General features: G+C 61.1%; 30 protein-coding genes and 1 pseudogene. 18 read left to right on the top strand and 13 right to left on the bottom strand.

Going from position 1 to position 26,008, the window contains the following annotated elements; genetic code table 11:
* Positions 1-139: 139 nt before the first annotated feature.
* The 3 genes from B5P46_RS22835 to map form a co-directional block, all read right to left on the bottom strand.
* Positions 140-1,327 (bottom strand): alpha-hydroxy acid oxidase, encoded by a 1,188-nt coding sequence (locus B5P46_RS22835; RefSeq protein WP_129420719.1) that lies wholly within the window; start codon positions 1,325-1,327, stop codon positions 140-142.
* 188 nt (positions 1,328-1,515) lie between these two features.
* Positions 1,516-2,343, bottom strand: coding sequence for a RadC family protein (gene radC / locus B5P46_RS22840; protein WP_129420720.1), 828 nt, complete (start codon positions 2,341-2,343; stop codon positions 1,516-1,518).
* 7 nt (positions 2,344-2,350) lie between these two features.
* The gene (gene map, locus B5P46_RS22845) at positions 2,351-3,187 is read right to left on the bottom strand and encodes a type I methionyl aminopeptidase (protein WP_129420721.1); all 837 of its coding nucleotides are present in this window, start codon (positions 3,185-3,187) and stop codon (positions 2,351-2,353) included.
* A gap of 250 nt (positions 3,188-3,437) precedes the next feature.
* Between map and B5P46_RS22850 the strand changes: the two genes are divergently transcribed.
* From B5P46_RS22850 to B5P46_RS22855, 3 genes are all read left to right on the top strand, one after another.
* Entirely contained in the window at positions 3,438-4,097 is a 660-nt protein-coding gene (locus B5P46_RS22850) for a TetR/AcrR family transcriptional regulator (RefSeq protein ID WP_129420722.1), read from the top strand.
* Between the two features lie 131 nt (positions 4,098-4,228).
* Positions 4,229-4,402, top strand: a complete 174-nt coding sequence (locus tag B5P46_RS34565) for a hypothetical protein (RefSeq protein WP_164986540.1) — start codon at positions 4,229-4,231, stop codon at positions 4,400-4,402.
* On the top strand, positions 4,399-4,731 hold the full coding sequence (locus tag B5P46_RS22855; protein ID WP_129420723.1) for a DUF6105 family protein: 333 nt from the start codon (positions 4,399-4,401) through the stop codon (positions 4,729-4,731). The genes B5P46_RS34565 and B5P46_RS22855 overlap by 4 nt, the downstream gene beginning before the upstream one ends.
* Here the strand turns inward: B5P46_RS22855 and ruvX are convergent.
* Complete coding sequence (gene ruvX / locus B5P46_RS22860; RefSeq protein ID WP_064654283.1) at positions 4,668-5,162, bottom strand: Holliday junction resolvase RuvX; 495 nt, start codon at positions 5,160-5,162, stop codon at positions 4,668-4,670. The two genes, B5P46_RS22855 and ruvX, sit on opposite strands and share 64 nt — an antisense overlap.
* 116 nt (positions 5,163-5,278) lie before the next feature.
* Between ruvX and B5P46_RS22865 the strand changes: the two genes are divergently transcribed.
* The 5 genes from B5P46_RS22865 to B5P46_RS22885 all read left to right on the top strand — a co-directional run bounded on the left by B5P46_RS22865 (position 5,279) and on the right by B5P46_RS22885 (position 8,668).
* Positions 5,279-5,983 carry a metal-dependent hydrolase gene (locus B5P46_RS22865; protein ID WP_129420724.1) on the top strand — a complete coding sequence of 235 codons (705 nt, stop codon included), beginning with the start codon at positions 5,279-5,281 and terminating at the stop codon, positions 5,981-5,983.
* A gap of 69 nt (positions 5,984-6,052) precedes the next feature.
* Complete coding sequence (gene gatC, locus B5P46_RS22870; RefSeq protein WP_003539052.1) at positions 6,053-6,340, top strand: Asp-tRNA(Asn)/Glu-tRNA(Gln) amidotransferase subunit GatC; 288 nt, start codon at positions 6,053-6,055, stop codon at positions 6,338-6,340.
* Between the two features lie 57 nt (positions 6,341-6,397).
* On the top strand, positions 6,398-7,879 hold the full coding sequence (gene gatA, locus B5P46_RS22875; protein ID WP_129420725.1) for an Asp-tRNA(Asn)/Glu-tRNA(Gln) amidotransferase subunit GatA: 1,482 nt from the start codon (positions 6,398-6,400) through the stop codon (positions 7,877-7,879).
* Entirely contained in the window at positions 7,870-8,370 is a 501-nt protein-coding gene (locus tag B5P46_RS22880) for a GNAT family N-acetyltransferase (protein WP_129420726.1), read from the top strand. Before gatA ends, B5P46_RS22880 begins: the two co-directional genes overlap by 10 nt.
* A 22-nt stretch (positions 8,371-8,392) precedes the next feature.
* Complete coding sequence (locus B5P46_RS22885; RefSeq protein WP_129420727.1) at positions 8,393-8,668, top strand: hypothetical protein; 276 nt, start codon at positions 8,393-8,395, stop codon at positions 8,666-8,668.
* A 49-nt stretch (positions 8,669-8,717) separates the two neighbouring features.
* On the opposite strand, the gene B5P46_RS22890 is transcribed toward B5P46_RS22885, so the two are convergent.
* A complete protein-coding gene (locus B5P46_RS22890; protein WP_027666014.1) occupies positions 8,718-8,975 on the bottom strand; it encodes a YjhX family toxin in 258 nt (85 codons plus the stop codon).
* A gap of 310 nt (positions 8,976-9,285) precedes the next feature.
* Here B5P46_RS22890 and B5P46_RS22895 point away from each other — a divergent pair, with 310 nt between their 5' ends.
* On the top strand, positions 9,286-9,795 hold the full coding sequence (locus B5P46_RS22895; protein ID WP_129420728.1) for a GNAT family N-acetyltransferase: 510 nt from the start codon (positions 9,286-9,288) through the stop codon (positions 9,793-9,795).
* 4 nt (positions 9,796-9,799) lie between these two features.
* Here the strand turns inward: B5P46_RS22895 and B5P46_RS22900 are convergent.
* Positions 9,800-10,109: pseudogene (locus B5P46_RS22900) on the bottom strand (DUF1294 domain-containing protein).
* A 129-nt stretch (positions 10,110-10,238) separates the two neighbouring features.
* Here B5P46_RS22900 and gatB point away from each other — a divergent pair.
* From gatB to B5P46_RS22925, 5 genes are all read left to right on the top strand, one after another.
* Positions 10,239-11,741 carry an Asp-tRNA(Asn)/Glu-tRNA(Gln) amidotransferase subunit GatB gene (gatB, locus tag B5P46_RS22905; protein WP_129420729.1) on the top strand — a complete coding sequence of 501 codons (1,503 nt, stop codon included), beginning with the start codon at positions 10,239-10,241 and terminating at the stop codon, positions 11,739-11,741.
* Between the two features lie 3 nt (positions 11,742-11,744).
* Positions 11,745-12,248, top strand: a complete 504-nt coding sequence (locus B5P46_RS22910) for a GNAT family N-acetyltransferase (protein WP_129420730.1) — start codon at positions 11,745-11,747, stop codon at positions 12,246-12,248.
* A 4-nt stretch (positions 12,249-12,252) separates the two neighbouring features.
* On the top strand, positions 12,253-12,726 hold the full coding sequence (locus B5P46_RS22915) for a GNAT family N-acetyltransferase (protein ID WP_129420731.1): 474 nt from the start codon (positions 12,253-12,255) through the stop codon (positions 12,724-12,726).
* Between the two features lie 103 nt (positions 12,727-12,829).
* Positions 12,830-13,228, top strand: a complete 399-nt coding sequence (locus B5P46_RS22920; protein ID WP_129420732.1) for an NADH:ubiquinone oxidoreductase subunit NDUFA12 — start codon at positions 12,830-12,832, stop codon at positions 13,226-13,228.
* 115 nt (positions 13,229-13,343) lie between these two features.
* Positions 13,344-13,778, top strand: coding sequence for a DUF2155 domain-containing protein (locus B5P46_RS22925; RefSeq protein ID WP_018484904.1), 435 nt, complete (start codon positions 13,344-13,346; stop codon positions 13,776-13,778).
* Between the two features lie 112 nt (positions 13,779-13,890).
* Here B5P46_RS22925 and aat read toward each other — a convergent pair whose 3' ends face one another.
* The 5 genes from aat to B5P46_RS22950 form a co-directional block, all read right to left on the bottom strand.
* Complete coding sequence (gene aat / locus B5P46_RS22930) at positions 13,891-14,505, bottom strand: leucyl/phenylalanyl-tRNA--protein transferase (protein WP_129420733.1); 615 nt, start codon at positions 14,503-14,505, stop codon at positions 13,891-13,893.
* 7 nt (positions 14,506-14,512) lie between these two features.
* Positions 14,513-15,868 (bottom strand): acetyl-CoA carboxylase biotin carboxylase subunit, encoded by a 1,356-nt coding sequence (gene accC, locus B5P46_RS22935; protein WP_173862934.1) that lies wholly within the window; start codon positions 15,866-15,868, stop codon positions 14,513-14,515.
* 4 nt (positions 15,869-15,872) lie between these two features.
* Positions 15,873-16,343 (bottom strand): acetyl-CoA carboxylase biotin carboxyl carrier protein, encoded by a 471-nt coding sequence (gene accB, locus B5P46_RS22940; protein WP_129420734.1) that lies wholly within the window; start codon positions 16,341-16,343, stop codon positions 15,873-15,875.
* Between the two features lie 20 nt (positions 16,344-16,363).
* Complete coding sequence (aroQ, locus tag B5P46_RS22945; RefSeq protein ID WP_027666006.1) at positions 16,364-16,801, bottom strand: type II 3-dehydroquinate dehydratase; 438 nt, start codon at positions 16,799-16,801, stop codon at positions 16,364-16,366.
* 261 nt (positions 16,802-17,062) lie between these two features.
* Positions 17,063-17,821: a DsbA family protein gene (locus B5P46_RS22950; protein ID WP_129420735.1), complete on the bottom strand. Its 759-nt coding sequence runs from the start codon at positions 17,819-17,821 to the stop codon at positions 17,063-17,065.
* A 211-nt stretch (positions 17,822-18,032) separates the two neighbouring features.
* On the opposite strand from B5P46_RS22950, the gene B5P46_RS22955 reads away from it, so the two are divergent.
* Complete coding sequence (locus B5P46_RS22955) at positions 18,033-19,190, top strand: pyridoxal phosphate-dependent aminotransferase (RefSeq protein ID WP_129420736.1); 1,158 nt, start codon at positions 18,033-18,035, stop codon at positions 19,188-19,190.
* A 39-nt stretch (positions 19,191-19,229) separates the two neighbouring features.
* Here the strand turns inward: B5P46_RS22955 and B5P46_RS22960 are convergent, their stop codons facing one another.
* Positions 19,230-20,570: a DUF2778 domain-containing protein gene (locus B5P46_RS22960; RefSeq protein WP_129420737.1), complete on the bottom strand. Its 1,341-nt coding sequence runs from the start codon at positions 20,568-20,570 to the stop codon at positions 19,230-19,232.
* A 206-nt stretch (positions 20,571-20,776) separates the two neighbouring features.
* On the bottom strand, positions 20,777-22,612 hold the full coding sequence (phaC, locus tag B5P46_RS22965) for a class I poly(R)-hydroxyalkanoic acid synthase (protein ID WP_245456246.1): 1,836 nt from the start codon (positions 22,610-22,612) through the stop codon (positions 20,777-20,779).
* Positions 22,613-22,762: 150 nt separating this feature from the next.
* On the opposite strand from phaC, the gene B5P46_RS22970 reads away from it, so the two are divergent.
* From B5P46_RS22970 to B5P46_RS22980, 3 genes are all read left to right on the top strand, one after another.
* A complete protein-coding gene (locus tag B5P46_RS22970; RefSeq protein ID WP_129420738.1) occupies positions 22,763-23,176 on the top strand; it encodes an SHOCT domain-containing protein in 414 nt (137 codons plus the stop codon).
* A 221-nt stretch (positions 23,177-23,397) separates the two neighbouring features.
* Positions 23,398-24,615 carry an LL-diaminopimelate aminotransferase gene (locus B5P46_RS22975; protein ID WP_018445590.1) on the top strand — a complete coding sequence of 406 codons (1,218 nt, stop codon included), beginning with the start codon at positions 23,398-23,400 and terminating at the stop codon, positions 24,613-24,615.
* Positions 24,616-24,676: 61 nt separating this feature from the next.
* Entirely contained in the window at positions 24,677-26,002 is a 1,326-nt protein-coding gene (locus B5P46_RS22980) for a homoserine dehydrogenase (RefSeq protein ID WP_129420739.1), read from the top strand.
* Positions 26,003-26,008: the final 6 nt, after the last annotated feature.

Genomic DNA, 26,008 nt, shown 5'->3' on the forward strand with positions numbered 1-26,008 from the left:
TTGTTTTACGGCGGCCTGATTGGTCCTGACGGGTGCTTTTTCGGGCAAGTGAGCCCTTCGGGAAACAGCTTCCACCATGGGTCGTAGCCGACGGACACCGGCAGGCGGCGCTTGCCATGCTCGACGGCGCGACGGCATTTCATGCGCGGGTGATGTAGTCCGCGGAAATATCGCTCACTTTGGTGACGCCGAGCAACGCCATATTGCTATGCAATTCCGTCTTCAGGATATCGGCCGCCTTAAGCACGCCCGGTAGGCCCGCGACGGCTGCGGCATAAAGGAACGGCCTGCCCACGAACACGAAACAGGCCCCGAGCGCGAGGGCCTTCATGATGTCCGTTCCACGCCTGAAACCGCCATCGACCATGACGGCAACGCTGTCTCCAACACGGGACGCAATCTCCGGAAGGACCTGAAGGGGAGATGCGGTACCGTCGAGCTGGCGGCCGCCATGGTTGGAGACGATCACTCCATCCGCCCCGGTGTCGACAGCCCGCGCCGCGTCGTCAGGATGCATGATCCCCTTGACCACGAGTTTGCCGGACCACCTGTTGCGTATCCGCTCCAGATGGTTCCAGTTGAGATGGTCGCGCCTGCCGAAATCGCGCGTGACATTCGAGGAGATGATCGGCGCGCCTCTTGTGGCATAGGAATTTTCAAAATGCGGAATGCCGTGCCGGACGATCGTGCGCAGGAATGTGCCGGTGGTCCAGCGCGGGTGCGAGATGCCTTGCCATGCCAGGCGGAGGCCGGGACGCAGAGGTGTCGAAAATCCGGCCCTTACATTGTTTTCCCGATTTGGCAGCGTGGCTGTGTCCACGGTCAGCAGAAGTGTGCGCAAACCGGCCGCGCCGACGCGATCGATGAGAGCATCGATACGATCGGGTTCGCCGGGGAGATAGGCTTGAAACCATGCTTGTGGCGAAACCGCGGCGATCTCTTCCAAAGGGATAAGTGATGAACCGCTTATGATCATCGGGATTCCCGATTGATCCGCTCCCTGCGCGAGCACGATGTCACCTCGATAGGCCATCAGCGCGCTGATACCCATCGGCGCGATGCCGAATGGTGCGGCATGAGTCTTGCCAAAGAGGGTCGTCTCGGTGCTGCGTTTCGAGACGTCCCGAAGGACACGAGGCCGGAAGGCATAGGCCTGGAAAGCCTCTGCATTATGCCGTAGCGACGCATTGGTCTCGGTTGCGCCTGCGATATAACCGAACAGGGGCTTTGGCAGATGTCGCCGCGCCTTTATTTCAAAGTCATCGAGGCAGAGCACCTCGCGGCAGAGCCGGGTCGATCGATCGGTGTTACCGCTGCGGATCGTCATGGAGCTTCATCTTCTCGGTATTTCGGGCGGGCATTGTCCAGGCAGTGGTGGTTGCAGGATTGCATACAATCCCGCACCACCGACTGCTGTCAACTCCAGCATTCCCCAGTCTTCTCGCGGGGATGGACCGGGGCATGGTCGACGCGCCGGGGCTCTGCATCTCATCGGCGATCAGCCGCAGTGTTTGTTCAGATCAGCTTCAGCCCCTTCAGGCTGACATGCCCATCCTTGCCGATGATGACGTGGTCGTGGACAGTGATATCGAGCGCCTTGGCCGCGTCGATGATCACCTTCGTCATGTCGATGTCGGCGCGCGATGGCGTGGGATCGCCGGAGGGGTGGTTGTGGACGAGGATCATCGCCGTTGCCGAAAGCTCGAGCGCCCGTTTGACCACCTCGCGCGGATAGACCGGCGTATGGTCGACCGTACCGCGGCCTTGCACCTCGTCGGCGATCAGCACATTGCGCTTGTCGAGGAAAAGGATGCGGAATTGTTCGCGGGTCTCGTGCGCCATGGCGGCATGGCAATACTGGATGACCGAAGACCACGAGGACAGGACCTGTTTGCTCCTGAGTTCGCTCTTCAGCGTCCGGTGGGCGACGGTCGAGATCAGCTTCAAGTCGAGCGCCACGGCCTCGCCGACACCTTTTACCTCGGTCAGCAGCGCTTGAGGCGCACCGAAAACGCCGGCGAGCGAGCCGAACCGTTCGATCAGCGCCTTGGCGATCGGCTTGGTGTCACGCCGCGGGATCAGGCGGAAAAGCAAGAGCTCGAGGATTTCGTAGTCGGCAAGCGCGGTGTCACCGAGCTCACGGAAGCGGTCACGTAACCGCTCGCGATGGCCATGATAATGCTCTTGGCCAACAAGCGAGGCGGGCAGGACGGTCCTGGCATTCGGCGCGGACGGTTTTTGCGGCTGTCCTGCAAAGAACGAACGTTCGTCGGCGGCAATGGGCTCTTGCGTCTCGAAAGGCAGCTCGTCGTCGGAAGATGTCGAAACGGGCCCCTTCGCCATCGGACCGTCACCCGTTGTGCGACGGCAGACCGGGGCGGTCGAGCCCACCCGGCGACAGCGTGAAGATCTCGCAGCCGTCGGAGGTGACACCGACCGTATGTTCGTACTGGGCCGACAGCGAGCGGTCGCGGGTGACCGCCGTCCAGCCGTCGGCCAGCACCTTTACATGCGGTCGGCCGAGGTTGATCATCGGCTCGATGGTGAAGATCATGCCTTCGCGCAGCTCCGGCCCTTCGTTGGCGCGGCCGTAATGCAGGATATTCGGCGAATCGTGGAACAGCCTGCCGACACCATGGCCGCAGAAATCGCGCACCACCGAACAGCGCTCGGCCTCGGCATAGGTCTGGATCGCCTCGCCGATCGCGCCGGTGCGGGCGCCGGGCCTGACGGCGGCAATGCCGCGCATCAGCGATTCATAGGTGACCTCGAGCAGCCGCTCGGCAGCGCGCTTGACGACGCCGACGGGATACATCCGGCTGGAATCGCCGTGCCAGCCGTCGAGCACGAAGGTGACGTCGATATTGACGATATCGCCGTCACGCAGCGGCTTGTCGTTCGGAATGCCATGGCAGACGACGTGGTTGATCGAGGTGCAGGTCGATTTGGTGTAACCGCGATAGTTCAGCGTCGCCGGATAGGCGCCGTGATCCATGCCGAAATCGAAGACGAACCGATCGATCTCATCAGTCAGCAGGCCGGGCTTGACGATGTCGGCAAGCGCATCGAGGCAGCGCGCGGTCAGCTGACATGCCCTGTGCATGCCCTCGAATGCTTGCGCGTCATAAAGCCGGATGGCGCCCGTATTCTTCGGGGGCGCGGTAGAGGCTTCGATATAGTTCACCATTGCAGGGCCTTAGTGGAGAATATTAGAATTGTTCATAATGCAGCTATGCCGGGTTCGTCCATCGCGATCAACCGCCAGGATGAGATTTCTCTGAGCGGATCCGATCCGCCCAACGTGCAGCCATTCACATCCGTTCGACGTACAATCATCGGTCCGGCTGGAATATCCACAATCTTCCCAAAGGGATAGGATTGATTGCATGAAGCCTCCCCGCTACTCACCGATTGGTGACAGCGGGGAAGGGTCGATCATGCTGAATGAAGCCGTAAATCTTGAAAATTCACCCCGCACCGGCGAGGGGCCGGAACGGCGCGTGCGTGATCGCGGCGCCACCGAGCGCGCAATTCTTGCCGCCGCCAAGGGGCTGCTCGCCGAGGAAGGCTTCCAGAATTTCGGCATCAACGCGGTCGCCCGCCGCGCCGGTTGCGACAAGCAACTGATCTATCGTTACTATGGCGGCCTCGACGGCTTGGTCGAGGCGATCGGCGCCGATCTCGGCACATGGGTGAAGGATCGCATTCCGGAAGACGGCGGCGGCATGTTCCTGCTCACCTATGGCGACCTGATGGAGCGGCTGTCGCTTCTCCTCCTCGACGCCTTGAGAAACGATCCGCTGATGCGCCGCATCCTGGCCTGGGAGATTTCGGAAAACACCGAGCAGGTCCGGCGCTTGTCCGAGGCGCGTTCGAAGGCGCTCGCTCTCTGGCTGGAGCGCATGCGCGGCTCGCTGGCGCCGCCGAAGGGCGTGGATGCAACAGCCGTCAACGCCGTCGTCATCGCCGCGATCCAGCACCTCGTGCTCGCCGCCGCAGCCGGCGGGCAGTGCGCCGGCCTATCGCTGAAAACGCCCAAGGACTGGGAGAAGGCGGCGACGGCGTTGAAGCGCATCGTGCGCGGCGTCTACGGCTAATACCTGCCTCATCCACAGGGCCGGGGCCTCACGTTAACCTTAACAAATGGTTTACGTTGCGTGCAGGTGCTTAACCCGACAGTGTGGCGGTGAGCAGAGATGGTATGAGTAGAAGCCCCGAGTTGACGCCCATGGCAACCAAGATCGCTAAAGTCGCGTTTCTGGTGACGGCGATGATGTTTTTCGCAGTCCTGGCGCTGGATATCGCAATTCCCGCGCTGGTGCTTTGCATCATGGCATTGTCGATCTGGTTGGTCTCCCTCGATCTGCCCATAGCGCGCAAGCATGGAGGAGAGGCCGCATGAGGTGGTTTCTGATCTTCTGGGCCGGCCCCATCGTCTTTCTGGGCGGATGGTACTGGCTCTCCTATTACGACATGAGTTTCGGCATCTTCATGCTGAGCCGGCAGGTCCATGACCTGACCTTCGAGCTTTACGGCAAGGCGCTCGGCATTCCGCCGGAGACCATCCCGCCGCTCGTTGCCCGCGCGATCGCGGTGGACAGCCTCGTCGTCTTCGCCATCCTGGCCTTCCGGAAACGCAAGTCGATCATCGCCTGGTGGAAGGCGCGTCAGGCGCTGAATTCGTCTCCATCAGACCTTGCCAGCAAGGAAAGCCTGTCGAGCGCGCCCTGAAGGATGAAGCTTGCCGCGGCCGAATCGATCCGCTCGGCCCGCTTGGCGCGCGAAACGTCCATTTCGAGCAGCGTCCGTTCGGCGGCAACCGTCGAAAGCCGCTCATCCCAATAGACGAAGGGCAGCGCCGTCTTCTGCTCCATATTCCGCACGAAGGCGCGCGTCGCCTGCACGCGCGGACCCGCTGATCCATCCATATTCATCGGCAGGCCGATGATGAAGCCCGCGACCTTTTCCGCCGTCGCGAAGTCCAGCAACGCCTGCGCATCGATGGTGAACTTGACGCGGCGGATCACGGTGCGCGGCGTGGCGAAACGCCGCCCGAGATCGGACATCGAAAGCCCGATCGTCTTGGTGCCGAGATCGAGGCCGGCAATCGCCTGTCGCGGGGCAAGCGTCTCGGCCATTTCCTCGATCGTCAGCACCGTCATCGCCGTTTCATCCCGTCAAAACAAATTGAAGTCGCCGCCGCTTTTCTTTGCGACCGCATGAGATATGTCCTTAGCATCGAAACCGGCTTTGCATCACGTAATAAAGGAGACATTTCATGAAGATCACCTGGCTCGGCCATTCCGCCTTCCGCATCGAGACATCAAAGGCGAAGATCCTGCTCGACCCATTCCTCAGCTATAACGCCTCCTTTTCCGGCCAGGATATCAAGGATGTTTCCGCAGGCATCACCCACATCCTGTTGACGCATGGCCATGGCGACCATGTCGGCGATACCGTGGCACTCGCCAAGGAAACCGGCGCCGTCGTTCTCGCCAATGCCGATCTCGCCGCCTGGCTCGGCTCCAAGGGCGTCGACAAGATCGAAATGGGTAATACCGGCGGCACGATCGCGCTCGGCAGCTTCTCGGCAACCTTCACCAATGCGCTGCACTCCTCCGCCCAGATCACCGAGGACGGCGTCTCGCATGCGCTCGGCAACGCCAACGGCCTGATGCTGCATTTCGACGACGAAGCCTCGATCCTTGCCATGGGCGATACCGATATCTTCTCCGACATGGCGCTGATCGATGAATTGCACCAGCCTGATATCGGCTTCGTGCCGGTCGGCGACCGCTTCACCATGGGCGGCGCGGTGGCCGCACTTGCCTGCCGGCGTTATTTCAACTTCAAGACCGTGATCCCCTGCCATTACGGCACCTTCCCGATCATCGACCAGACGGCCGAAAAATTCGTTGCCGGCATGGAGGGATCGAAGACGGAAGTGAGGGCGATCAAGCCTTCCGAGAGCCTGTCGATCTGACGAAACCCCGTTGCACACGGCGGACATGGCCTTTATAGCGAGTAGGAAAAATCCTATCCGGAGAATGCCATGTCCGTCGATCTTGCCACCGTGAAGCGCGTCGCCCGCCTTGCCCGTATTGCCGTCTCCGAGGACGAGGCAAATCGCATGGTCGGCGAGCTGAACGGCATCCTCGGCTTCGTCGAGCAGCTCTCCGAAGTGAATGTCGACGGCGTCGAGGCGATGACGTCGGTGACCCCGACGGCGATGAAGAAGCGGACCGATGAGGTGACCGACGGCAGCAAGGCAGCCGATATCGTCGCCAATGCGCCCGTCACCGACCACAATTTTTTCCTGGTGCCCAAAGTCGTCGAATAAGGCTTCGAAGCCTCTTTCCGACCCTGTTGCCATTTCCAGACCTGAAGCGAAAACACGATGAGCGAACTCACCAGCCTGACCATTGCCGAAGCCCGCCAGAAGCTGCGCGCCAAGGAAATCACCGCGATCGAACTGACCGAAGCCTATATCTCGGCGATCGATGCGGCCAATGGCCGGTTGAACGCCTATATCAAGATCACGCCGGATCTTGCCCACGTCATGGCGAAGAACTCCGACGCGCGCATCGCCGCCGGCAAGGCGGGCGACCTCGAAGGCATTCCGCTCGGCATCAAGGATCTCTTCGCCACCGTCGGTGTTCACACTCAGGCCTGCAGCCACATTCTCGATGGTTTCGAGCCGCGTTATGAATCGACCGTGACGCAGAACCTCTGGGATGACGGCGCCGTCATGCTCGGCAAGCTTAATATGGACGAGTTCGCCATGGGCTCGTCCAACGAGACCTCGCATTACGGCGCTGTGATCAATCCCTGGCGTGCCGCAGGCTCCAACCAGCAGCTCGTTCCGGGCGGCTCGTCGGGCGGTTCGGCCGCAGCCGTCGCCGCGCATCTTTGCGCCGGCGCCACCGCGACCGATACCGGCGGCTCGATCCGCCAGCCGGCCGCCTTCACCGGCACCGTCGGCATCAAGCCGACCTATGGCCGCTGCTCACGCTGGGGCACCGTTGCCTTCGCCTCTTCGCTCGACCAGGCAGGCCCGATCGCCCGCGACGTACGCGATGCGGCCATCCTTTTGAAGTCGATGGCAAGCGTCGACGCGAAGGACACGACATCGGTGGATCTGCCCGTGCCGGATTACGAAGCAGCTCTCGGCCAGTCGCTGAAGGGCATGAAGATCGGCATTCCGAACGAATACCGCGTCGACGGCATGCCGGATGAGATCGAGACCCTCTGGCGCCAGGGCATCGCCTGGCTGAAGGATGCCGGCGCCGAGATCGTCGACATCTCGCTGCCGCACACCAAATACGCTCTTCCGGCCTATTACATCGTCGCTCCCGCCGAGGCATCCTCGAACCTCGCGCGTTACGACGGCGTGCGCTACGGCCTGCGTGTCGACGGCAAGGATATCGTCGATATGTATGAGAAGACGCGTGCCGCGGGCTTCGGCAAGGAAGTCAAGCGCCGCATCATGATCGGCACCTATGTGCTGTCGGCCGGTTATTACGATGCCTATTACATCCGCGCCCAGAAGGTGCGCACGCTGATCAAGCGCGATTTCGAACTCGCCTTCGACGCCGGCGTCGATGCCATCCTGACGCCGGCAACGCCGTCGTCTGCCTTCGGTGTTGCCGATGAGAACCTCGCCGCCGATCCGGTGAAGATGTATCTGAACGACATCTTTACGGTGACGGTCAACATGGCGGGCCTGCCCGGCATCGCCGTGCCGGCCGGCCTCGACCACAAGGGCCTGCCGCTCGGCCTGCAGCTGATCGGCAAGCCCTTTGACGAGGAAACCCTCTTCAAGACCGCCCATGTCATCGAGCAGGCGGCCGGCCGGTTTACGCCGGCCAAGTGGTGGTAACGGACCTAACGATCCGAAGAATAGCGGCTGCCGACCACGAAACGGTCGGCGCCGTCGGTTTTGCCGCATGGGCCGCCAGCGATGCCTTCGAGGACAGCTATCTCGATCCCGATGTGATCGCCAGGGTGCGGCACGAGTTCGCCATCTTTCCCGAGGAAACGAAAGGTGAGATCTTCGTTGCCGAACGGGGCGGGACGATCGTCGGCTGGGGCGCGCGTGAAAATCAACCGAACTATGTGTCCGACCTCTGGGTGCATCCCGATCACCAGGGCAACGGCGTCGGCCGGGCTCTCCTGCTTCATTTGTGCGAGCTGATGGCGGCAGAGGGGCTGGCGACGGCCAGGCTCGACACGCATGCCAGGAACGAGGGCGCAATCCGGCTCTACGAAGGCTGCGGCTTCACCATCATCTGGCGCGGCCGCGAATTTTCCAAGAGCATGGGCGTCTCGCTTGAAAAGGTGCATCTGAAGAAGCGGTTGGCTGACCGATAGCGGGAACCAGCAAGGAGGTCTTATGGCGAACAGTGATCTTGCTCAATTGATCGAGGCAGTTGATCGCCTCGCTGCCGGCGGTTTCGCCATGGGCGCGGATTGGCAGGCGGTGCACGACATCTGCCAGCGCCACGAAGGCGAACAACCGTTTGACTGGGGGCACGCCCTTTGCCATCGCATCGAGCGCGATGACTGGAATGCCGACTACTGGTATCGCCGCGCCGGCAAGGCGCGCGGCACCGGCACGATGGCCGACGAGTGGTCGGCGATGCGGACGGAACTCTCTGCAAAGGTTTGAGGCGATACCCCCGATCGCGCCCGTTCGAGACGCGATCGGGGTGGCCCTATTACCTGTTGTTCAGCTGAGACCTGACCAACCTCAGCCCTCTTTCGGTGATCCGATAGGGGTGGCCGCCTGAGGACTTGATTGCCTTCAGTCGCTTCAGCCTGCGGAAGAGATCGAGGTCGACGCCGGGATAGAGCCAGCCGTCGCGGGTGAAGCAACTGACCGCCTCGATCTTCCTGTCGTCGTCGCGGGTAATTTCGATGCGGCCGCCTTGGGCCATGAGATGCAGGATGCGCTGCTCCGTGCGAGAAATGTCCATATGTTGAGATCCGGTATCGCGCCCGGCAGGGCGCACAAAAACGATCTGGCGCTCATTCGAACGTCAGGGCTTCGTTTTTTCGGGCCCATGCGCGCAAGAAAACTTGCGGGCAGGGCCTTTACCGGGTCTCAGGCAGGCTCAACATAAAACACCTCGATAAGACCTATTATTCAGCCCGGAAAATTCGGTCAAGAGCGTGCTTGCCTCTCAAAACCAGTCGAAAACCACGGTTTCGGTCGATCATCCCGTTGGAGCTACTGGTAAAATCCGCGACTCAATGGTCTAGTTGACGGGTAACGCGGAGGTGTCGTTGATCCACATTCGCAATGCCCGCGACGGTGAAGCGGAGCTGTTGAGCGAGATCGGGCTGAGGGCCTGGCAAAAGGCGATGGCGTCGATCGGCGAATCGGACGCGATGATCGACGCAGCGCGTAACGCCTTCCGGAACTTCGTGGAAAACGACTGGCTGACCATCACCGTCGTCGAGCAGAACGGTCAGGTCGCAGGCTGGGCAGCGCGCGAGGGACTGGACGAAACCATCTCGGATTTCTGGATCGATCCCGCCTTCACCCGCCAGGGCCTCGGTTCTGCCCTTCTCGTCCGCATCGAAAAGGAGATCGCCGATCAGGGCTTCGAGAAGGCGGCGATGCAGACCCATTCCGGCAACAGCGAGGCGATCGGCTTCTTCCGGAAGCATGGCTACAGCATCCATTGGCTCTCGGTCGCCTACAATCCGAAGCTCGACCGCGACGTGCCCTCCGTTGGACTGACGAAACAGCTCGTTTCGGACAGCCAGGGTGGGTATGGGCAGCAATTCTGACGCTTCAAAAATCCTGAGGCAGGTGAAGGCTCCATTGCGGCACGATGGCGAGGATAGCAATCAGTGCGCCGTGCAGGATCAGGATCGCCGCCAGGATTGACCGGAACGGCTCCTTTCTCGTCTTATGCCGCAACAACTGCTGTGCCGCCACCGCACCAAGGCTGCCGCCGATCAGCGCAAGGGAGAAGCGTGCGCTCGCTGATGCGCCGCTTGCCGTGGCGGGCCGCCTGCTTGTCGAAGAAATAGATCGAGAATACCGAGAGGTTCAGCGCCAGAAACAGTAAGGCCCATTTGATAATATCGATCATCGTCATAGGGGAACCCTACCGCGCCTCCGTTAATGGACGGCAAAACCGCGATGCGCGCCATGGCGAAAGCCTTGCACCGGCACGCCATTTCCTTTACCTCACCAGTGGAAAAGAACAGCCTGCAAAGAGCATCAGATGACCCTTGTCGACGTCCGCACGCCTGATCCGAAACGCTTCATCCCCGGCGCCACCGGCGACTGGGAAGTCATCGTCGGCATGGAAGTCCATGCCCAGGTGCTGTCCAATTCGAAGCTCTTCTCCGGCGCTTCGACGGAGTTCGGCAAGCCGCAGAATTCGAATGTTTCGATGGTCGACGCTGCCATGCCCGGCATGCTGCCCGTCATCAACGAGGAATGCGTCAAGCAGGCCGTTCGCACCGGCCTCGGCCTGAAAGCCCAGATCAACAAGCGCTCCCTCTTTGACCGCAAGAATTATTTCTATCCCGACCTGCCGCAGGGCTATCAGATCTCGCAGTTCAAGGATCCGATCGTCGGCGAGGGCAAGATCGTCATTTCACTCGGGCCGGACCGCCAGGGCCAGTTCGAGGATATCGAGATCGGCATCGAGCGCCTGCATCTGGAACAGGATGCCGGCAAGTCGATGCATGACCAGCACGCGACCATGTCCTATGTCGATCTCAACCGTTCCGGCGTTGCCCTGATGGAGATCGTCTCCAAGCCCGACATGCGCTCGTCCGACGAGGCCAAGGCCTATATGACCAAGCTGCGCTCGATCGTGCGTTATCTCGGCACCTGCGACGGCAACATGGACGAGGGCTCGATGCGCGCCGACGTCAACGTCTCCGTCCGCCGTCCGGGCGAGGATTTCGGCACGCGTTGCGAGATCAAGAATGTCAACTCCATCCGTTTCATCGGCCAGGCGATCGAATATGAAGCCCGTCGCCAGATCGGCATTCTGGAGGACGGTGGCAAGATCGATCAGGAAACCCGCCTCTTCGACCCGAACAAGGGCGAGACGCGTTCGATGCGCTCCAAGGAGGATGCGCACGACTATCGTTATTTCCCCGATCCTGATCTGCTGCCGCTCGAATTCGACGACGCCTTTATCAAGACGCTCGAAGCCGATCTGCCGGAATTGCCTGACGATAAGAAGGAGCGCTTCGTGCGCGAGCTCGGCCTGTCGATCTACGACGCCTCGGTGCTCGTTTCCGAAAAAGCGATCGCCGACTATTTCGAAGCCGTCGCCGCAGGCCGTGACGGCAAGACGGCCGCCAACTGGGTGATCAACGATCTGCTTGGCGCACTGAACCGCACCGGCAAGGACATCGAGCAGACGCCGGTTTCGCCGGCCCAGCTCGGCGCCATCATCGATCTCATCAAGGCCGAAACCATCTCCGGCAAGATCGCCAAGGATCTCTTCGAGATCGTGCTCAACGAGGGCGGCGATCCCGCCGAGATCGTCGAAGCGCGCGGCATGAAGCAGGTGACGGATACCGGCGCGATCGAAAAGGCCGTGGACGAGATCATCGCCGCCAATCCCGATCAGGTCGAAAAGGTCAAGGCGAAGCCGACCATGGCAGCATGGTTCGTCGGCCAAGTGATGAAGGCGACCGGCGGCAAGGCCAATCCGCAGGCTGTCCAGGCCCTCGTCAAGGCGAAGCTCGGCATCGAGGAATAAGCGGTGTATTTCGTCCGCACCGCCGGCGAGCGCGACCTGGAGAAGGTGCGCGCCCTCCTGGTGGAGAGCTTTCATGCCACCTATGACAGCCTGCATGGCAGAGCCAAGGTGGAGGATCTGATCGCCCATCTCTTTTCGCCGGCGGCGCTGAAGACGCGCCTGGTGCGAAAGGATGCCGAATTCCTCGTGGCCGACGACGGCCGCAATATCGGCGGCATGGGGTATGCGGCAATGTCGCAGCAATTGACGAAGACGGTCATGCTGCATCTCCTCTATGTCAGGCCGGCGCTGCAGCGCCAGGGTATCGGCCGCGATATCTTCGCCGAACTCGAAACCTGCTTTCCCGATGCGGAGATCATGCGCCTCGAAGTCGAACCGCAGAATGCCGCGGCGATCGCCTTCTATCGCACGCACGGCTTCACCGAGATCGGCCGCAATGAGAATAGCGGAGCCGGACAGTCCGGCATTCCGGCGCTGATCTTCGAAAAACCACTCGAAGGGCATTGAGACTGTGGCGGTCGAGTTGCCCGACATTCTCATTCGTCCGGCGCGCCGGGAAGATCTGCCGGCACTCGTGGCGATGTTTGCCGCCGATGCACTCGGCGGTCACGGCGATACCACGGAAGCTGAAGCCTTCCCGGATTATCTCAGGGCCTTCGCCGTCATCGAGGCCTCGCCCGACCAGACGCTTTACGTCGCAGAGCGTGGCGGCGAGGTCGTCGGCACGTTTCACACGATGGTGACGACTTCGCTCACTGGCCGCGGCTCCTCGGCGATGATTATCGAGGCGGTGCAGACACGCGCCGATATGCGCGGGCAGGGGGTCGGCGGACTGATGATCGAATTCGCCATTGCCGAGGCAAAAGGCCGCGGTATCGGGCGGGTAGCGTTGACCTCGAATGCGATACGCAAGGATGCCCATCGTTTCTATGAAAGGCTGGGCTTCAAGCCCTCGCATCTGGGCTTCAAGATGGCTTTGAAATGACCCGTGACTGTCGCGGAATCGCTGGACAATTCGGCTTGGCGACGGCATAAGCGAGGAAACGAATTCTGGTTTGGCTCGCATCTGGCGGGCACAAGGAAAAGACATGTGGAATCTTCTGGTTCAGACCTTTACCTGGTGGAACGGTCAGACGATGGGCACGCGTTTTGCGACCTGGCGTTTTGGCAAGCGCGTCGGCGAGGATGATTTCGGCAACGTCTACTACGAAGGCGGCATGTCTTCCTACGGTCTGCCGAAGCGCTGGGTGATCTACAAGGGTTATGCCGAAGCTTCCGCCATTCCGCCGGGTTGGCATGGCTGGATGCATCATCGCACCGATGTTCCCCCGTCCAAGGAGAGCTACGTCGCCAAGGATTGGCAGAAGCCACACCGGCCCAACCATACCGGTTCGCCGCAGGCCTATCGTCCGCCGGGCTCTATCGCCGTTCCGGGCGAACGTCCGCGCGTCACAGGCGATTACGATGCTTGGACGCCGGGCAACTGAGACGGCTCGACCGGGCGATCCCAAGACCCGGCTTTTGGCCACAATTGACCTTTACCCGCAGGTTGGCCGCGCTTGACCGCGGCCGTGAACTGAAAATGTCTGGAGACGGGTACATATGAAGCTCTTCACGCGGAACATGGTCCTGCGTGCCGCCGGATCGCTGCTGGCGCTCTCGGCCCTGCTTCCGCCAGTTGCGGCACATGCCGCACGCATCGAAAATCCGGTTGCCGTCTTTTCCGGCCTCGACAAGATCACTGGCCGCATCACGACCTTCGACGTCTATGTCAATGAGACGGTACAGTTCGGTGCGCTGCAGGTGACACCGAAGGCCTGTTATTCGCGCGACCAGTCGGAAGCACAGAAGATCGACGGTTTCGTCGAGGTCGACGAGATCACCCTCGACCGCAAGATCCGCCGCATCTTCACCGGCTGGATGTTCGCCGCCAGCCCCGGCCTCAACGCCGTCGAGCACCCGATCTATGACGTCTGGCTGAAGGATTGCAAGGCAAACTCGGATGTCCCGGCTCCTGACGGTGCCAAGGCGAAATAGCTGCATCTTCGTTAGGCTGGCATCTCCCTATGCGCCTGATCCTCATGTGCTATCCGCAGGATCATCTCGGAGGATCGTCCCGCTCGATCAAACCTCCGTCGGATAATGATCGTCAGAAAGCCAGGTGCGGCGATTCCATCGCCGCAGCAAGCATCGCGGCGTAATCGGCCTTCGGAACGTCGATCGCTCCGAACGTCTTCAGGTGCTCGGTGGTGAACTGGGTGTCGAGCAGGGTGAAGCCCCTTTCCCGCAGCCGGTCGACCAAGTGAACGAGGCAGATCTTCGAGGCATCTGTCCGGCGCGAAAACATGCTTTCGCCGAAGAAGGCCGAGCCGAGCGAGACGCCGTAGAGGCCGCCGACCAATTCATCGTTCTCCCAGGCTTCGACGGTATGGGCATGGCCCATGTCGAAGAGCGTCGAGTAGAGCGATCTGATCGTCCTGTTGATCCAGGTGCTCGGGCGCCCGGACGTCTCCTCCGCACAGGCGGCGATGACCTGATCGAAAGCGTGATCGAAACGGATCTCGAAGGGTTTCCTGCGCACTGTCTTGGCAAGGCTTTTCGACACATGGAAATGGTCGAACGGCAGCACGCCGCGCAGTTCCGGTTCGACCCAGAAGATCTCCGGGTCGTCGGCGGATTCGGCCATCGGGAAGAGGCCGATGGAATAGGCGCGCAGGAGAATGTCAGGGGTTATGCCTGGTGACTTCCTGCGCGATCCTGCCATTCCTGTCCTATGCCGCCGGTGTCTTGGCGAGGTAGTCTTCCAGCCAATGGATGTCGTAGTCGCCGTTGGCGATATCCTGGTTGGAGACAAGATCCTGGAACAGCGGCAACGTCGTATTGATGCCGTCGACGACGAATTCGTCAAGCGCTCGGCGCAGGCGCATCATGCATTCGACGCGGGTACGGCCGTGCACGATCAGCTTGCCGATGAGGCTGTCGTAATAGGGCGGGATCTTGTAGCCCTGATAGGCACCGGAATCGATGCGCACGCCGAGGCCGCCCGGCGCGTGGAAATGCGTGATCGTGCCGGGCGAAGGCACGAAGGTGCGCGGGTGCTCGGCATTGATACGGCACTCGATGGCGTGACCGGAAAAATGCACTTCGTCCTGCGTCACCGAGAGACCGCCGCCGGAAGCGACACGGATCTGCTCGTGCACGAGGTCGATGCCGGTGATCGCTTCGGTGATCGGATGCTCCACCTGCAGGCGGGTGTTCATTTCGATGAAATAGAACTCGCCGTTTTCGTAAAGGAATTCGATCGTACCGGCGCCGCGATATTTCAGCTTCTTCATGGCGTCGGCGCAGACCTGGCCGATCTTCATGCGCTGTTCAACGTTGAGTGCCGGCGAATTCGCCTCTTCCCAGACCTTCTGATGGCGGCGCTGCAGCGAGCAGTCGCGCTCGCCGAGATGGATGGCATTGCCTTCGCCGTCGCCGAACACCTGGATTTCGATGTGGCGTGGCTTGCCGAGATATTTTTCCATGTAGACGGCATCGTTGCCGAAGGCGGCTGCCGCTTCCGTGCGCGCCGTCGACCAGGCTTCGATCAGGTCGGCCTCGCTCTTGGCGACCTTCATGCCGCGTCCGCCGCCGCCGGCCGTCGCCTTGATCAGCACGGGATAGCCGATTTCAGCGGCCGTCTTCAGCGCATCTTCTTCGGTCTTCACTTCGCCGTCCGAGCCCGGAACGACGGGAATGCCGAGTTCGAGCGCCGTTGTCTTGGCGGTGATCTTGTCGCCCATGATGCGGATATGATCCGCCGTCGGCCCAATGAAAGTGATGCCGTGGGCTTCGAGGATATCGGCGAACTTGGCATTCTCCGACAGAAAGCCGTAGCCCGGATGCACGGCGTCAGCGCCGGTGATCTCGCAGGCGGCGACAATCTGATGGATGTTGAGATAGCTCTCGCGCGAGGAGGGCGGGCCGATGCAGACACTTTCGTCGGCAAGGCGCACATGCATGGCATCGGCGTCAGCGGTGGAATGAACCGCGACGCAGGCGATGCCGAGCTCCTTGCAGGCCCGGAGCACGCGAAGGGCGATTTCCCCGCGATTGGCGATGAGGATTTTCGAAATCATGGGCATCGGCCTATTCGATGACGACGAGGGCTTGGCCGTATTCGACGGGATGTCCGTCATCGACGAGGATCTCGGTCACCTTGCCTGACTTCGGCGAGGGGATCTGGTTCATCGTCTTCATCGCTTCGATGATGATCAACGTCTGGCCTTCCTTGACGGTTGCGCCGATTTCGATGAACGGACGCGCGCCCGGAGCCGGCGCCATATAGACGGTGCCCACCATCGGTGCATTGACGACATTGGCCGGGTTGCGGCTGGGAGCTGCGGCAGGCGCGGCAACGGCTGCCGCAGCGGCGGCTGCGGGCGCGGCATAACCAGGTGCTGCGATCGGCGCCTGGACATATTGCGGCGTGCCGGCGCGGGAAACGCGGATGCGCAGGTCGTCCTGCTCGACCTCGATCTCCGTCAGATCCGTTTCGTTCAGAATATTGGCGAGATCGCGGATCAGTGCCTGGTCGATACCCGATTTCTTTTCAGCCATGGTGTTGCCCTGTTTTCTTCTTATGCCGTGATGTTCTTCAGCGCGTGGAGCGCCAGGATGTAGCTGTGAGGCCCGAAGCCGCAGATCACGCCTTTGCATGCCGGCGCGATCATCGACTTATGGCGGAATTCTTCCCGTGCATGCACGTTGGATATGTGGAGCTCGACGACGGGAATGGAAATAGCGCGGATCGCATCATGCAGCGCGAGCGATGTATGCGTATAGGCGCCTGCATTGATGGCAACGCCGACGGACTTTTCGTCGGCCTCATGGAACCAGTCGACGAGCGTGCCTTCGTGGTTGCTCTGGCGGAAGTCGATATCGAGACCAAGTTCGCGGCCTGCGGCCTTGCAGTCCGCCTCGATGTCCTTGAGCGTCTTGCCGCCATAAATGCCGGGCTCTCGTTTACCCAGCATGTTCAGGTTGGGGCCGTTCAGGACAAAAATCGTTTGCGTCATCGAATGTTCCGTAAAATGTACGACGGCAACCTATAGACTCCGCGAAGGCTGAATGAAAGCCCTTACGGATTGGCCAGCGGCAATCGTGCCACATTTGTCCACATGGTTGAAACACTTCGATTTTGGCGATTTGATGGGCTGACGGTCGCTCAAGCATGTCGCGCAAAAGTGCGCAGCGGTTTTGCGATAACGACATGCGCAAAAATAAATATCAAAAGCGCGAGAAGTGCAATCTGAAAGATTGCGACGCGCTTGGTTTGCTCAGCAGGCGGTCTTGCCGCAGCTGCGCATGTTCTTGACTTTGGCTTCGAGATCGTCGAGCCCAACGGCGCCGGGCACCAGTTCGTTGCCGATCACATAAGAGGGCGTGCCGCTGATGCCGAGACTGGAGGCGAGCTGGTAGGTCGCCTGGACGATTCCGTCATTCGGGCTCTTTGCCATCTCGGCGCGGATCTTGTCCTCCTTGACCCCGAGCGAAGCGGCGACCGCGATCGCTGTTTCGTCAGAGGCGCGGCCTTCCGTGCCGAGAAGGGCGACGTGGAAATCGGCATATTTCTCCGGTGCCAGCTTGCGGAAGGCGTCGGCCACCTTGTGGGCAGCGACCGAATCCGGCCCGAGGATCGGGAAATCCTTGAGGACGAAACGGACGTTCTTGTCCTTCTTCAGCATCGCCTGCATGTCGGGAAGCGCATGACGGCAGTAGCTGCAGTTATAATCGAAGAATTCGACGACAGTGACATCGCCCTTGGGATTGCCGAGCGTGACGTCGTTCTTCGATTCGAAGATGTTGGTGGTGTTCTCTTCGATCGCCATATTGGCCTTCACCGACCGCTGGGCCTCCTGCTTCTTCTGCAGCGCATCCTGGACTTCGAGCATGATCTCGGGGTTCTCGATCAGGTATTGCTTGATGAATTCGCCGAACTCCTTCTTCTGCTGGTCGTCGAGCGCTGCCGCCGGAAGCGGAAGGGCGATCGATGCGGCAAGCGCCAGTGCGGTGAAGGTCTTCGGGAAGAATGCCATGATATCCTCGTCATCGGCGATATGGTCGTCTCTTCATCGAGAAGACCGTCGCCGGGTTAATGGACTTGAATGCGTCGCGTCAAGGTACGGTGCGTTCGGTTCTGCTCAAACCAGAATTTTTCATCCCCGCGCGGCCCTCGCGGGATTGTGATGAGCCGATTAATGCGGCAATTGTCGGGCCGTGATTGCAGAAGCTGAGCGAGAAACGATCTTGTTTTCCATATCGAAACGCAGCGAAGTCGAGCCTTTTCACGCCATGGACGTCCTGGCGGAGGCGACGAAGCGGCGTGCGAGCGGCCATCCGGTGATCTCGATGGCGGTTGGCCAGCCTTCGCATCCGGCACCTCAAGCGGCCCTCGAAGTGGCGCGCGCAGCCCTTGCCGAAGGCCGGATCGGTTATACCGATGCGCTGGGAACGGCGCGGCTGAAATCGGCGCTCGCCTGGCACTACAAGGATCGCCACGGCCTGGAGATCGATCCCAAGCGCATCGCCATCACCACCGGCTCCTCGGCGGGTTTCAATCTCGCCTTCCTGTCGCTCTTCGATGCCGGCGATGCCGTGGCAATCGCAAGACCCGGTTATCCCGCCTATCGCAATATCCTTGGTGCACTGGGTCTGAAGGTTCTCGAAGTGCCGGTAACGGCCGAGAACCACTTCACGCTGACGCCGCAAAGCCTTGAAGCGGCGCAGAAGGAAAGCGGTATGAGGCTGAAAGGCGTGCTGCTCGCAAGCCCCGCCAACCCAACCGGTACGGTGACCGGCCGCGAGGGGCTGAAGGCGCTTTCGGACTATTGCGCGGCCCATTCCATCGCTTTCATCTCCGATGAAATCTACCACGGGCTGACCTTCGCTGGCGAGGAGGCGAGCGCGCTGGAGCTGACCGACGAGGCGATCGTCATCAACTCCTTCTCTAAATATTATTGCATGACCGGCTGGCGAATCGGCTGGATGGTGCTTCCCGAGCGCCTGGTTCGGCCGATCGAGCGGGTGGCGCAGAGCCTTTATATTTCCCCACCCGAGCTTTCCCAGATCGCCGCCACGGCCGCTCTGAGCGCCGGCGCCGAGCTCGATCGTTACAAGGCGAGCTACGCCGCCAACCGCGATTTGCTGATGCGGCGACTGCCGCAGATTGGGTTTTCGATCGCCTCGCCGATGGACGGGGCCTTCTACGCCTATCTCGACGTTACCCGCTTCACCAATGACAGCATGGGCTTTGCCAAACGCATGCTCGCGGAAATCGACGTTGCCGCCACGCCCGGTCTCGATTTCGATCCGCTGGAGGGAAATCGAAGCTTGCGTCTCTCCTATGCGGGCTCGCAAGCGGAGATCGCCGAGGCGGTGGAGCGAATCGCAGCCTGGCTGAAGTAACGTCCGCTGCCGGGCAAGCGGCGGTGCGCTCTCCAATCCTCAGCTGCGCCGCGAGAACAGCGAGGCAAGCGTCGAAGACGGTTTGTTGTTCAGCCGCGGCACCACCACGAGCTGCTTGATGTCGCCGCGCTTGTAGGCGGCGAGGAAGCGGCGGTAATCCTTGAAGGAGACGCAGCCGTTGGAATCACCGTTCTTGCCGAGCATGTAGGTGTGGGCGAGCAGGCCGACACGGTCATAGATGGCGTCCGAACCTTCGATCGGCGTCAGCCGTAGCGCCTCGACGCCGTGGAAAAGGCTCTCGCGCATGGTAAGAACATAGGTGTGCGGCGGCGTCGGTCCGCGCATCTTCTTGTTGGCGAAACGCGGCTTGTCGCGCATGTTGCCGAGCCCGGAATGGGCCTCGAGCCGCTCGCCGTTCGGCAGATAGACGGTGCTGTTTTCGATATCGTAGATCGCCACGCCCGCGCGCAGCTTCGGCGAGAAGACCGGCTTGTCGTAGCGCGGCACTGCATCGTCCTCATCATCCTCGATCGGCGAGTTCGGCTGGGCGTAGGCAAGCACAGGTTCGCCAGAGCGCTCAGAACCCTTGGCAGCCGGTGTCGGTTTGCCGATGAGTCCGTCAGGACGCGCCATCGGCAGCGGCACCGAACCTTCGTCCGGCGCCAGCACGAGATCGAAGGGTGGCGCGTCTTCCGCGGCGGCGACGACCACCGGCGCTGGTTCCGATGCGGGAATGGAGGCCGTTTTGAGGGGAGATGCGGTTGGCTCGACCGGAGCCTGCGCGATTTGCCGGGATCCGGCATCGGCAAGAGCAAGCAGGGTCGGGAGCTCGGCTGCGGCGACGGCCTCCTTCGAGGGAACGATGATCCGGTCACCGTCGTCTTCTTCGGTCTCTGCCGAGGCGACCTCGACCGGCGGCGGCGCGATCACATCGTCCTTGCGGAATTTGGCGCTGTCGGAAATCGCCGCCACGACCGGCTGTTCGGCAGCCATGGCGAGCCGATTGTTTTTGGCGAGAACCGCAAGCGCCGTCGCAGCGGCAGCGGTCTTTTCGGCGTGGGATTGAATGAGGCTCGCCGTCAGCGGGACCTTCGGCTTCGCATCGAAGGCGGTCAGCCGGTCGGCCTTGCCGACATGGATCAGCCGCTCATGGCGCGTTGACGGAGCCACCTTCGGCGCAGTGCCGAGCTGTGCCAGGCGATCGGACGGAGAATAGGGAGCGGCTATCGAGTGCATCGTCGCGAAGGTCGCGATCAGCCATGTGGAGGTCAGAAATCCGGCGCCGACAACACCGTAAAGGAAACCGCGAGATCTGCGCCAACGGAAAGCAGATCCGCCAAGAGGGGTGACGTCATCGAACGTCCCGACCGCACACGCCATACTACACTCGTCTTTCAAACTCGCTACGCAGGCCGGCGGCACTGACTGACTACACTTCGCCGGGCCGGTACAGGCGCAAATGGGCCGAATTTAGACCACCCACGACGTCCGACTGTCTCGCAAGGATGACGAATTATGGTTTCTAATTTGTTTACGCGGCGTCGCTCTGTCTCTCGACGTCTCAAAAAGAGATGTGTTGGGCCTTCTCAGGCGCGCTCCATCACATAACTTCCCGGCGCTTCCTCGATCGCGTTCAACGCATCGCCGCCGGGTTTGCGGGCCGGCACGCGTCTGCCGTCATGCGTCTCGATCCAGACCTGCCAATGCGGCCACCATGATCCAGGAGTCTCCGTCGCCTGCTCGAGCCAGGTCTCGTAGTCTCCCTTGGCGGGGCCGCCCGTCCAGAATTGATACTTCTTCCTGTCGGGCGGGTTGACGACGCCGGCGATATGTCCCGAGCCGGTCACGACGAATTCCACCTTGCCGCCGAAGAACCGGCTGCCGAGGAAGACGGACTTGGCAGGTGCGATGTGATCCTCGCGGGTGGCAAGATTATAGATCGGGATCTTCACGTCCTTCAGCGACACGGACTTGCCGTCGAGGATCATCTCGTTCCGCGTCAGCGCATTCTTGAGATAGCAATTGCGCAGGTAGAAGGCATGGTTTGCCGCCGCCATCCGGGTCGAATCGGCGTTCCAGAACAACAGGTCGAAGGGCAGGGGATCCTGGCCCTTGAGGTAGTTGTTGACGAAATAAGGCCATATCAGCTCGGAGGCGCGCAGCATGTTGAAGGCCATCGACATCTTCGTGCCGTCGAGATAGCCGGCCGCCTGCATATGCTCTTCTAGCGCTTCAAGCTGCTCCTCGTCGACGAAGATTTTGAGGTCGCCGGCATGGGTGAAGTCGACCTGGGTGGTGAAGAGTGTCGCGGTCTTGATGCGCTTGTTCTTCTCCTTGGCATGCAGCGCCAGCGTCGCCGCCAGCAGCGTGCCGCCGACGCAGTAGCCGACAGCGTTGACGTCCTTCTCGCCGGTCGCCTTCTCGATCGTTGCCAGCGCGAAATCGATACCCTCTCGGGCATAGGCCGCCCAGTCCTTGTTGGCGTGGCGCGCATCCGGGTTGACCCAGGAAATGACGAAGACCGTCTGACCCTGGTCGACGCACCATTTGATGAAGGATTTTTGCGGGTTGAGGTCGAGAATATAGAACTTGTTGATCCAGGGCGGGCAGATCAAAAGCGGCCGCTTCAGCACCGTTTCGGTCGAAGCCTCGTACTGAATGATCTGGCAGATGTCGTTCTGGGCGATCACCTTGCCTGGCGTCAGCGCCATGTCGCGGCCGACGGCGAATTTCGTCATGTCGGTCTGGCGAAGGCGAAGGTCGCCATGTCCGGCGGCGATATCCTCGGCCAGCATCTTCATCCCGCGCACCAGATTGGCGCCGCTGGTCGCGATCGTCTCGCGGTAGAGCTGCGGATTGGTAGCGATGAAGTTGGTTGGCGAAAGCGCTGCCGTAATCTGCTTCACGTAGAAGCCGGCCTTGTGTTTGGTGTGCTCGTCGAGGCCCTCGGTCTCCGACACCATCTTTTCCACCCAGTCGGACGTGACGAAATAGACCTGGCGGAGAAAATCGAAGAACGGATTCTTCTGCCAGTCCTCGTCCGAAAAGCGCTTGTCCTTGCGGGTGTCCGGCTCGGGTGTCGTGGGATCGCCCTGCATGCGCTGCATCGAGCGCATCCAGATACCGAAGAACGAGGACATCAGCTGCGTCTGTGCCTCGAAGGTGCGGCGCGGATCGGAAATCCAGTATTCAGTGACCTTGGAAAGCGTCTTGACCATGTCGGTCATCGGATCGGCGGCGCTTTCGGTGATCTCGCCGCGTTCGCGTGGCGCAAGCCAGGCAGACGCTGCTTGTCCGAGATTTTCGAGCGCCCGGGCGAAATTCATCGCCATGGCCTCAGGATCCTTCAACAGATAGGGATCGAGATCGGTCGCGTCGAAGCCGGCCTTGCCGCCATTCTCCTGCTTGCTGTCGGTCACCATTTCCTCCGGCGGCAGCACCACTCTTTTTATCCATTCGTTGTACATCGTGATCGAACGAGAAAACAAGTTCCACCCGCATCGGCTCGTGCTATTGCATTGTGGCTGCGACAAATTTAACAGTCGAAGCAGTCAAAACTGGATTTTTGAGGCATGACGAAGAACGGCATTCGGCGCATCGCAACCTTCAACCGCACCGCACTGATCTGCGTCGCGGCGGCGATGGCCCTTGCCGGATGCAATCTGACGGCGGAACAAAAAGCCGCAGCCGCCGCCAAGCGAGCGGCGCCGACCGCCGTCGTCATGCCGGCTACCAAGGGCGAGGCGGCCGAGGGCGGCCTTGCAAAATACCCGGACGGCTATCCGAATTTCGGCGCGCCGCTGACCGCCGCCAATGTCCAGATGAGCGACGAGCAGGCGGCCGAACTGCAGCATCAGCTGACGGCACTTGCCGCCCGGCGCAAGGCAGGCGCGATCTCGGAAGCCGAATATCAGGCCAAGGTCGCCGAAATGCGGCGTCTCGCCGCCGAGCACGGCACTGATACGCTGTCTGAAATCTCCAAATAGACCTTGCCTTTCAGGCGATTTGGACGCAAAGCCTTCGGCAAGGATCGGAAGATACAATTTTCCCGATAAAGCGCGTTTCACGACCTTTCCGTCAAAGATTCGCCGCGTCGCTTGGGTTTGATGAATACGGCGTTGCGATTCTGAAGTTCGTGTCGCAGCCGCCGGGAGACGGAACGAACTTCGACTGCGGCCCGAAATGCCGCCTTTCCATGGGGAATGAGATGGAAGAGTTTCACAAAGTCCGGCGTTTGCCGCCTTATGTTTTCGAACAGGTCAACCGTTTGAAGGCAAGCGCGCGAGCGGGCGGCGCCGATATCATCGATCTCGGCATGGGAAACCCCGACCTTCCCACTCCCCAGTCGATCGTCGACAAGCTGTGCGAGGTCGTGCAGGATCCGCGCACGCACCGCTATTCCTCTTCCAAGGGTATTCCGGGGCTGCGCCGCGCCCAAGCCGCCTATTATGCCCGCCGTTTCGGCGTCAAGCTCAACCCGGATACCCAGGTGGTCGCCACCTTGGGCTCCAAGGAAGGCTTCGCCAACATGGCGCAGGCAATCACCGCGCCTGGCGACGTGATCCTCTGCCCGAACCCCACCTATCCGATCCACGCCTTTGGCTTCCTGATGGCCGGCGGCGTGATCCGTTCCATGTCGGTGGAGCCGGATGCGAGCTTCTTCGAACCGCTGGAACGGGCGGTCAGGCATTCTATCCCGAAGCCCTTGGCGCTGATCCTCAACTATCCCTCGAACCCGACGGCTTTTGTCGCGACGCTCGATTTCTACAAGGACGTGATCGCTTTTGCGAAAAAGCACGACATCATCGTGCTTTCCGACCTCGCCTATTCGGAAATCTACTTCGACGGCGCCCCGCCGCCGTCGGTTCTCGAAGTGCCGGGCGCGATGGACGTGACCGTCGAGTTCACCTCGATGTCGAAGACCTTCTCCATGCCCGGCTGGCGCATGGGCTTTGCCGTCGGCAACGAGCGGCTGATCGCGGCGCTTACCCGCGTCAAGTCCTATCTCGACTACGGCGCCTTCACGCCGATCCAGGTGGCGGCGACGCATGCGCTGAACGGCGATGGTTCCGACATTGCGGAAGTCCGCAACGTCTATAAACGTCGCCGCGACGTCATGGTCGAAAGCTTCGGCAAGGCCGGGTTCGACGTGCCGCCGCCGGCTGCGACGATGTTCGCCTGGGCGAAGATCCCGGAAAAGTTCCGTCATCTCGGTTCGCTGGAATTCTCCAAGCTGCTGGTCGAGAAGGCCGACGTCGCCGTTGCCCCGGGCATCGGCTTCGGCGAAATGGGCGACGACTACGTCCGTCTGGCCCTTGTCGAGAACGAACACCGCATCCGCCAGGCTGCGCGCAATATCAAGAAGTTCATGTCGACGGCAGACGAGACGATGCACAACGTCATTTCGCTGAACGCACACCGCTAATCCAACCATTGGGCAGCCGCGTGATGCGGCTGCCGCCACACAGACATTTCAGGATCGATCCATGGCAGATGCCCTCAAAATCGGCATTGCGGGCTTGGGCACCGTTGGCGCCTCGCTTGTCCGCATCATTCAGCAGAAAAGCAACGAGCTTGCCGTCACCTGCGGGCGTCCGATCACCATCACCGCCGTCTCCGCACGTGACAGGGCGAGGGACCGCGGCATCGATCTTTCCACTGTTACCTGGTTCGACCGGCCGGAAGAGCTTGCCGAAAGAGGCGATATCGACGTCTTCGTCGAGCTGATGGGCGGCGCCGAAGGGGCGGCCAACATCTCCGTGCGCGCTGCACTCCAGCGCGGTCTCCATGTGGTGACAGCCAACAAGGCGCTGCTTGCCTATCACGGCGTGGAGCTTGCGACGATCGCCGAGGAGAAGGGGTCGCTGCTGAACTTCGAGGCGGCAGTCGCCGGCGGCATCCCGGTCATCAAGGCGCTGCGTGAATCGCTGACGGGCAATTCCGTCTCGCGCATCTATGGCATCATGAACGGCACCTGCAATTATATCCTGACCAAGATGGAGAAGGAGGGGCTTTCCTTCGCCGAATGCCTCAAGGAAGCGCAGCGGCTGGGTTATGCCGAGGCCGATCCGGCCTTCGATATCGAAGGCAACGATACCGCTCATAAGCTTTCCATCCTGACGACGCTCGCCTTCGGCAATCAGATCGCGGCCGACGACATCTATCTCGAAGGCATCACCAACATCTCGATCGAGGATATCCACGCCGCCGCCGAGCTCGGTTATCGCATCAAGCTCTTAGGCGTTGCCCAGCGCACCGATACAGGCATCGAGCAGCGCGTGCACCCGACCATGGTGCCGGTCGATTCGGTCATTGCCCAGGTCGACGGCGTCACCAATGCGGTGGCAATCGAATCCGACGTGCTCGGCGAACTGCTGATGGTCGGCCCTGGTGCCGGCGGCAACGCCACGGCCTCGTCGGTGCTCGGCGATATCGCCGATATCGCCAAGAGCCAGCCGGGCGCCCAGCGCGTGCCTGTGCTCGGTCATCCCGCAACGACGCTGGAGCCCTACCGCAAGGCGCGGATGCAGAGCCACGAGGGCGGCTATTTCATCCGCCTGACCGTGCTCGACCGCACCGGCGTCTTTGCCAGCGTCGCAACTCGCATGGCCGAAAACAACATCTCGCTGGAATCGATCGTCCAGCGCTCCAAGCAGCATCTGGCGCCATCGCACCACCAGACGATCATTCTCGTCACCCACGCGACGACGGAAGAGTCGGTGCGCAAGGCGGTCGCCTCGATCAAGTCGGAAGGCTACCTCTTCGGCGAGCCGCAGGTGATTCGCATCGAGCGGCCGAAAGAGGAAGGCTGAGCCTTT

Origin of the sequence: Rhizobium leguminosarum (assembly GCF_004123835.1) — a bacterium.
GTDB classification, from domain to species: Bacteria; Pseudomonadota; Alphaproteobacteria; order Rhizobiales; family Rhizobiaceae; genus Rhizobium; species Rhizobium leguminosarum_M.

Coding starts and splice junctions, on each gene's coding strand:
- map (WP_129420721.1), bottom strand. CDS start 3,187: ATGGTGAACTATATCGAAGCCTCTACCGCGCCCCCGAAGAATACGGGC.
- B5P46_RS22855 (WP_129420723.1), top strand. CDS start 4,399: ATGAGGTGGTTTCTGATCTTCTGGGCCGGCCCCATCGTCTTTCTGGGC.
- aroQ (WP_027666006.1), bottom strand. CDS start 16,801: ATGACGCAAACGATTTTTGTCCTGAACGGCCCCAACCTGAACATGCTG.
- gatB (WP_129420729.1), top strand. CDS start 10,239: ATGACCCTTGTCGACGTCCGCACGCCTGATCCGAAACGCTTCATCCCC.
- B5P46_RS22885 (WP_129420727.1), top strand. CDS start 8,393: ATGGCGAACAGTGATCTTGCTCAATTGATCGAGGCAGTTGATCGCCTC.
- accB (WP_129420734.1), bottom strand. CDS start 16,343: ATGGCTGAAAAGAAATCGGGTATCGACCAGGCACTGATCCGCGATCTC.
- B5P46_RS22850 (WP_129420722.1), top strand. CDS start 3,438: ATGCTGAATGAAGCCGTAAATCTTGAAAATTCACCCCGCACCGGCGAG.
- B5P46_RS22975 (WP_018445590.1), top strand. CDS start 23,398: ATGGAAGAGTTTCACAAAGTCCGGCGTTTGCCGCCTTATGTTTTCGAA.
- B5P46_RS22890 (WP_027666014.1), bottom strand. CDS start 8,975: ATGGACATTTCTCGCACGGAGCAGCGCATCCTGCATCTCATGGCCCAA.
- gatC (WP_003539052.1), top strand. CDS start 6,053: ATGTCCGTCGATCTTGCCACCGTGAAGCGCGTCGCCCGCCTTGCCCGT.
- aat (WP_129420733.1), bottom strand. CDS start 14,505: ATGGCAGGATCGCGCAGGAAGTCACCAGGCATAACCCCTGACATTCTC.
- B5P46_RS22925 (WP_018484904.1), top strand. CDS start 13,344: ATGAAGCTCTTCACGCGGAACATGGTCCTGCGTGCCGCCGGATCGCTG.
- B5P46_RS22865 (WP_129420724.1), top strand. CDS start 5,279: ATGAAGATCACCTGGCTCGGCCATTCCGCCTTCCGCATCGAGACATCA.
- accC (WP_173862934.1), bottom strand. CDS start 15,868: ATGCCCATGATTTCGAAAATCCTCATCGCCAATCGCGGGGAAATCGCC.
- B5P46_RS22835 (WP_129420719.1), bottom strand. CDS start 1,327: ATGACGATCCGCAGCGGTAACACCGATCGATCGACCCGGCTCTGCCGC.
- B5P46_RS22920 (WP_129420732.1), top strand. CDS start 12,830: ATGTGGAATCTTCTGGTTCAGACCTTTACCTGGTGGAACGGTCAGACG.
- B5P46_RS22970 (WP_129420738.1), top strand. CDS start 22,763: ATGACGAAGAACGGCATTCGGCGCATCGCAACCTTCAACCGCACCGCA.
- B5P46_RS22960 (WP_129420737.1), bottom strand. CDS start 20,570: ATGGCGTGTGCGGTCGGGACGTTCGATGACGTCACCCCTCTTGGCGGA.
- B5P46_RS34565 (WP_164986540.1), top strand. CDS start 4,229: ATGGCAACCAAGATCGCTAAAGTCGCGTTTCTGGTGACGGCGATGATG.
- ruvX (WP_064654283.1), bottom strand. CDS start 5,162: ATGACGGTGCTGACGATCGAGGAAATGGCCGAGACGCTTGCCCCGCGA.
- B5P46_RS22980 (WP_129420739.1), top strand. CDS start 24,677: ATGGCAGATGCCCTCAAAATCGGCATTGCGGGCTTGGGCACCGTTGGC.
- radC (WP_129420720.1), bottom strand. CDS start 2,343: ATGGCGAAGGGGCCCGTTTCGACATCTTCCGACGACGAGCTGCCTTTC.
- gatA (WP_129420725.1), top strand. CDS start 6,398: ATGAGCGAACTCACCAGCCTGACCATTGCCGAAGCCCGCCAGAAGCTG.
- B5P46_RS22950 (WP_129420735.1), bottom strand. CDS start 17,821: ATGGCATTCTTCCCGAAGACCTTCACCGCACTGGCGCTTGCCGCATCG.
- phaC (WP_245456246.1), bottom strand. CDS start 22,612: ATGGTGACCGACAGCAAGCAGGAGAATGGCGGCAAGGCCGGCTTCGAC.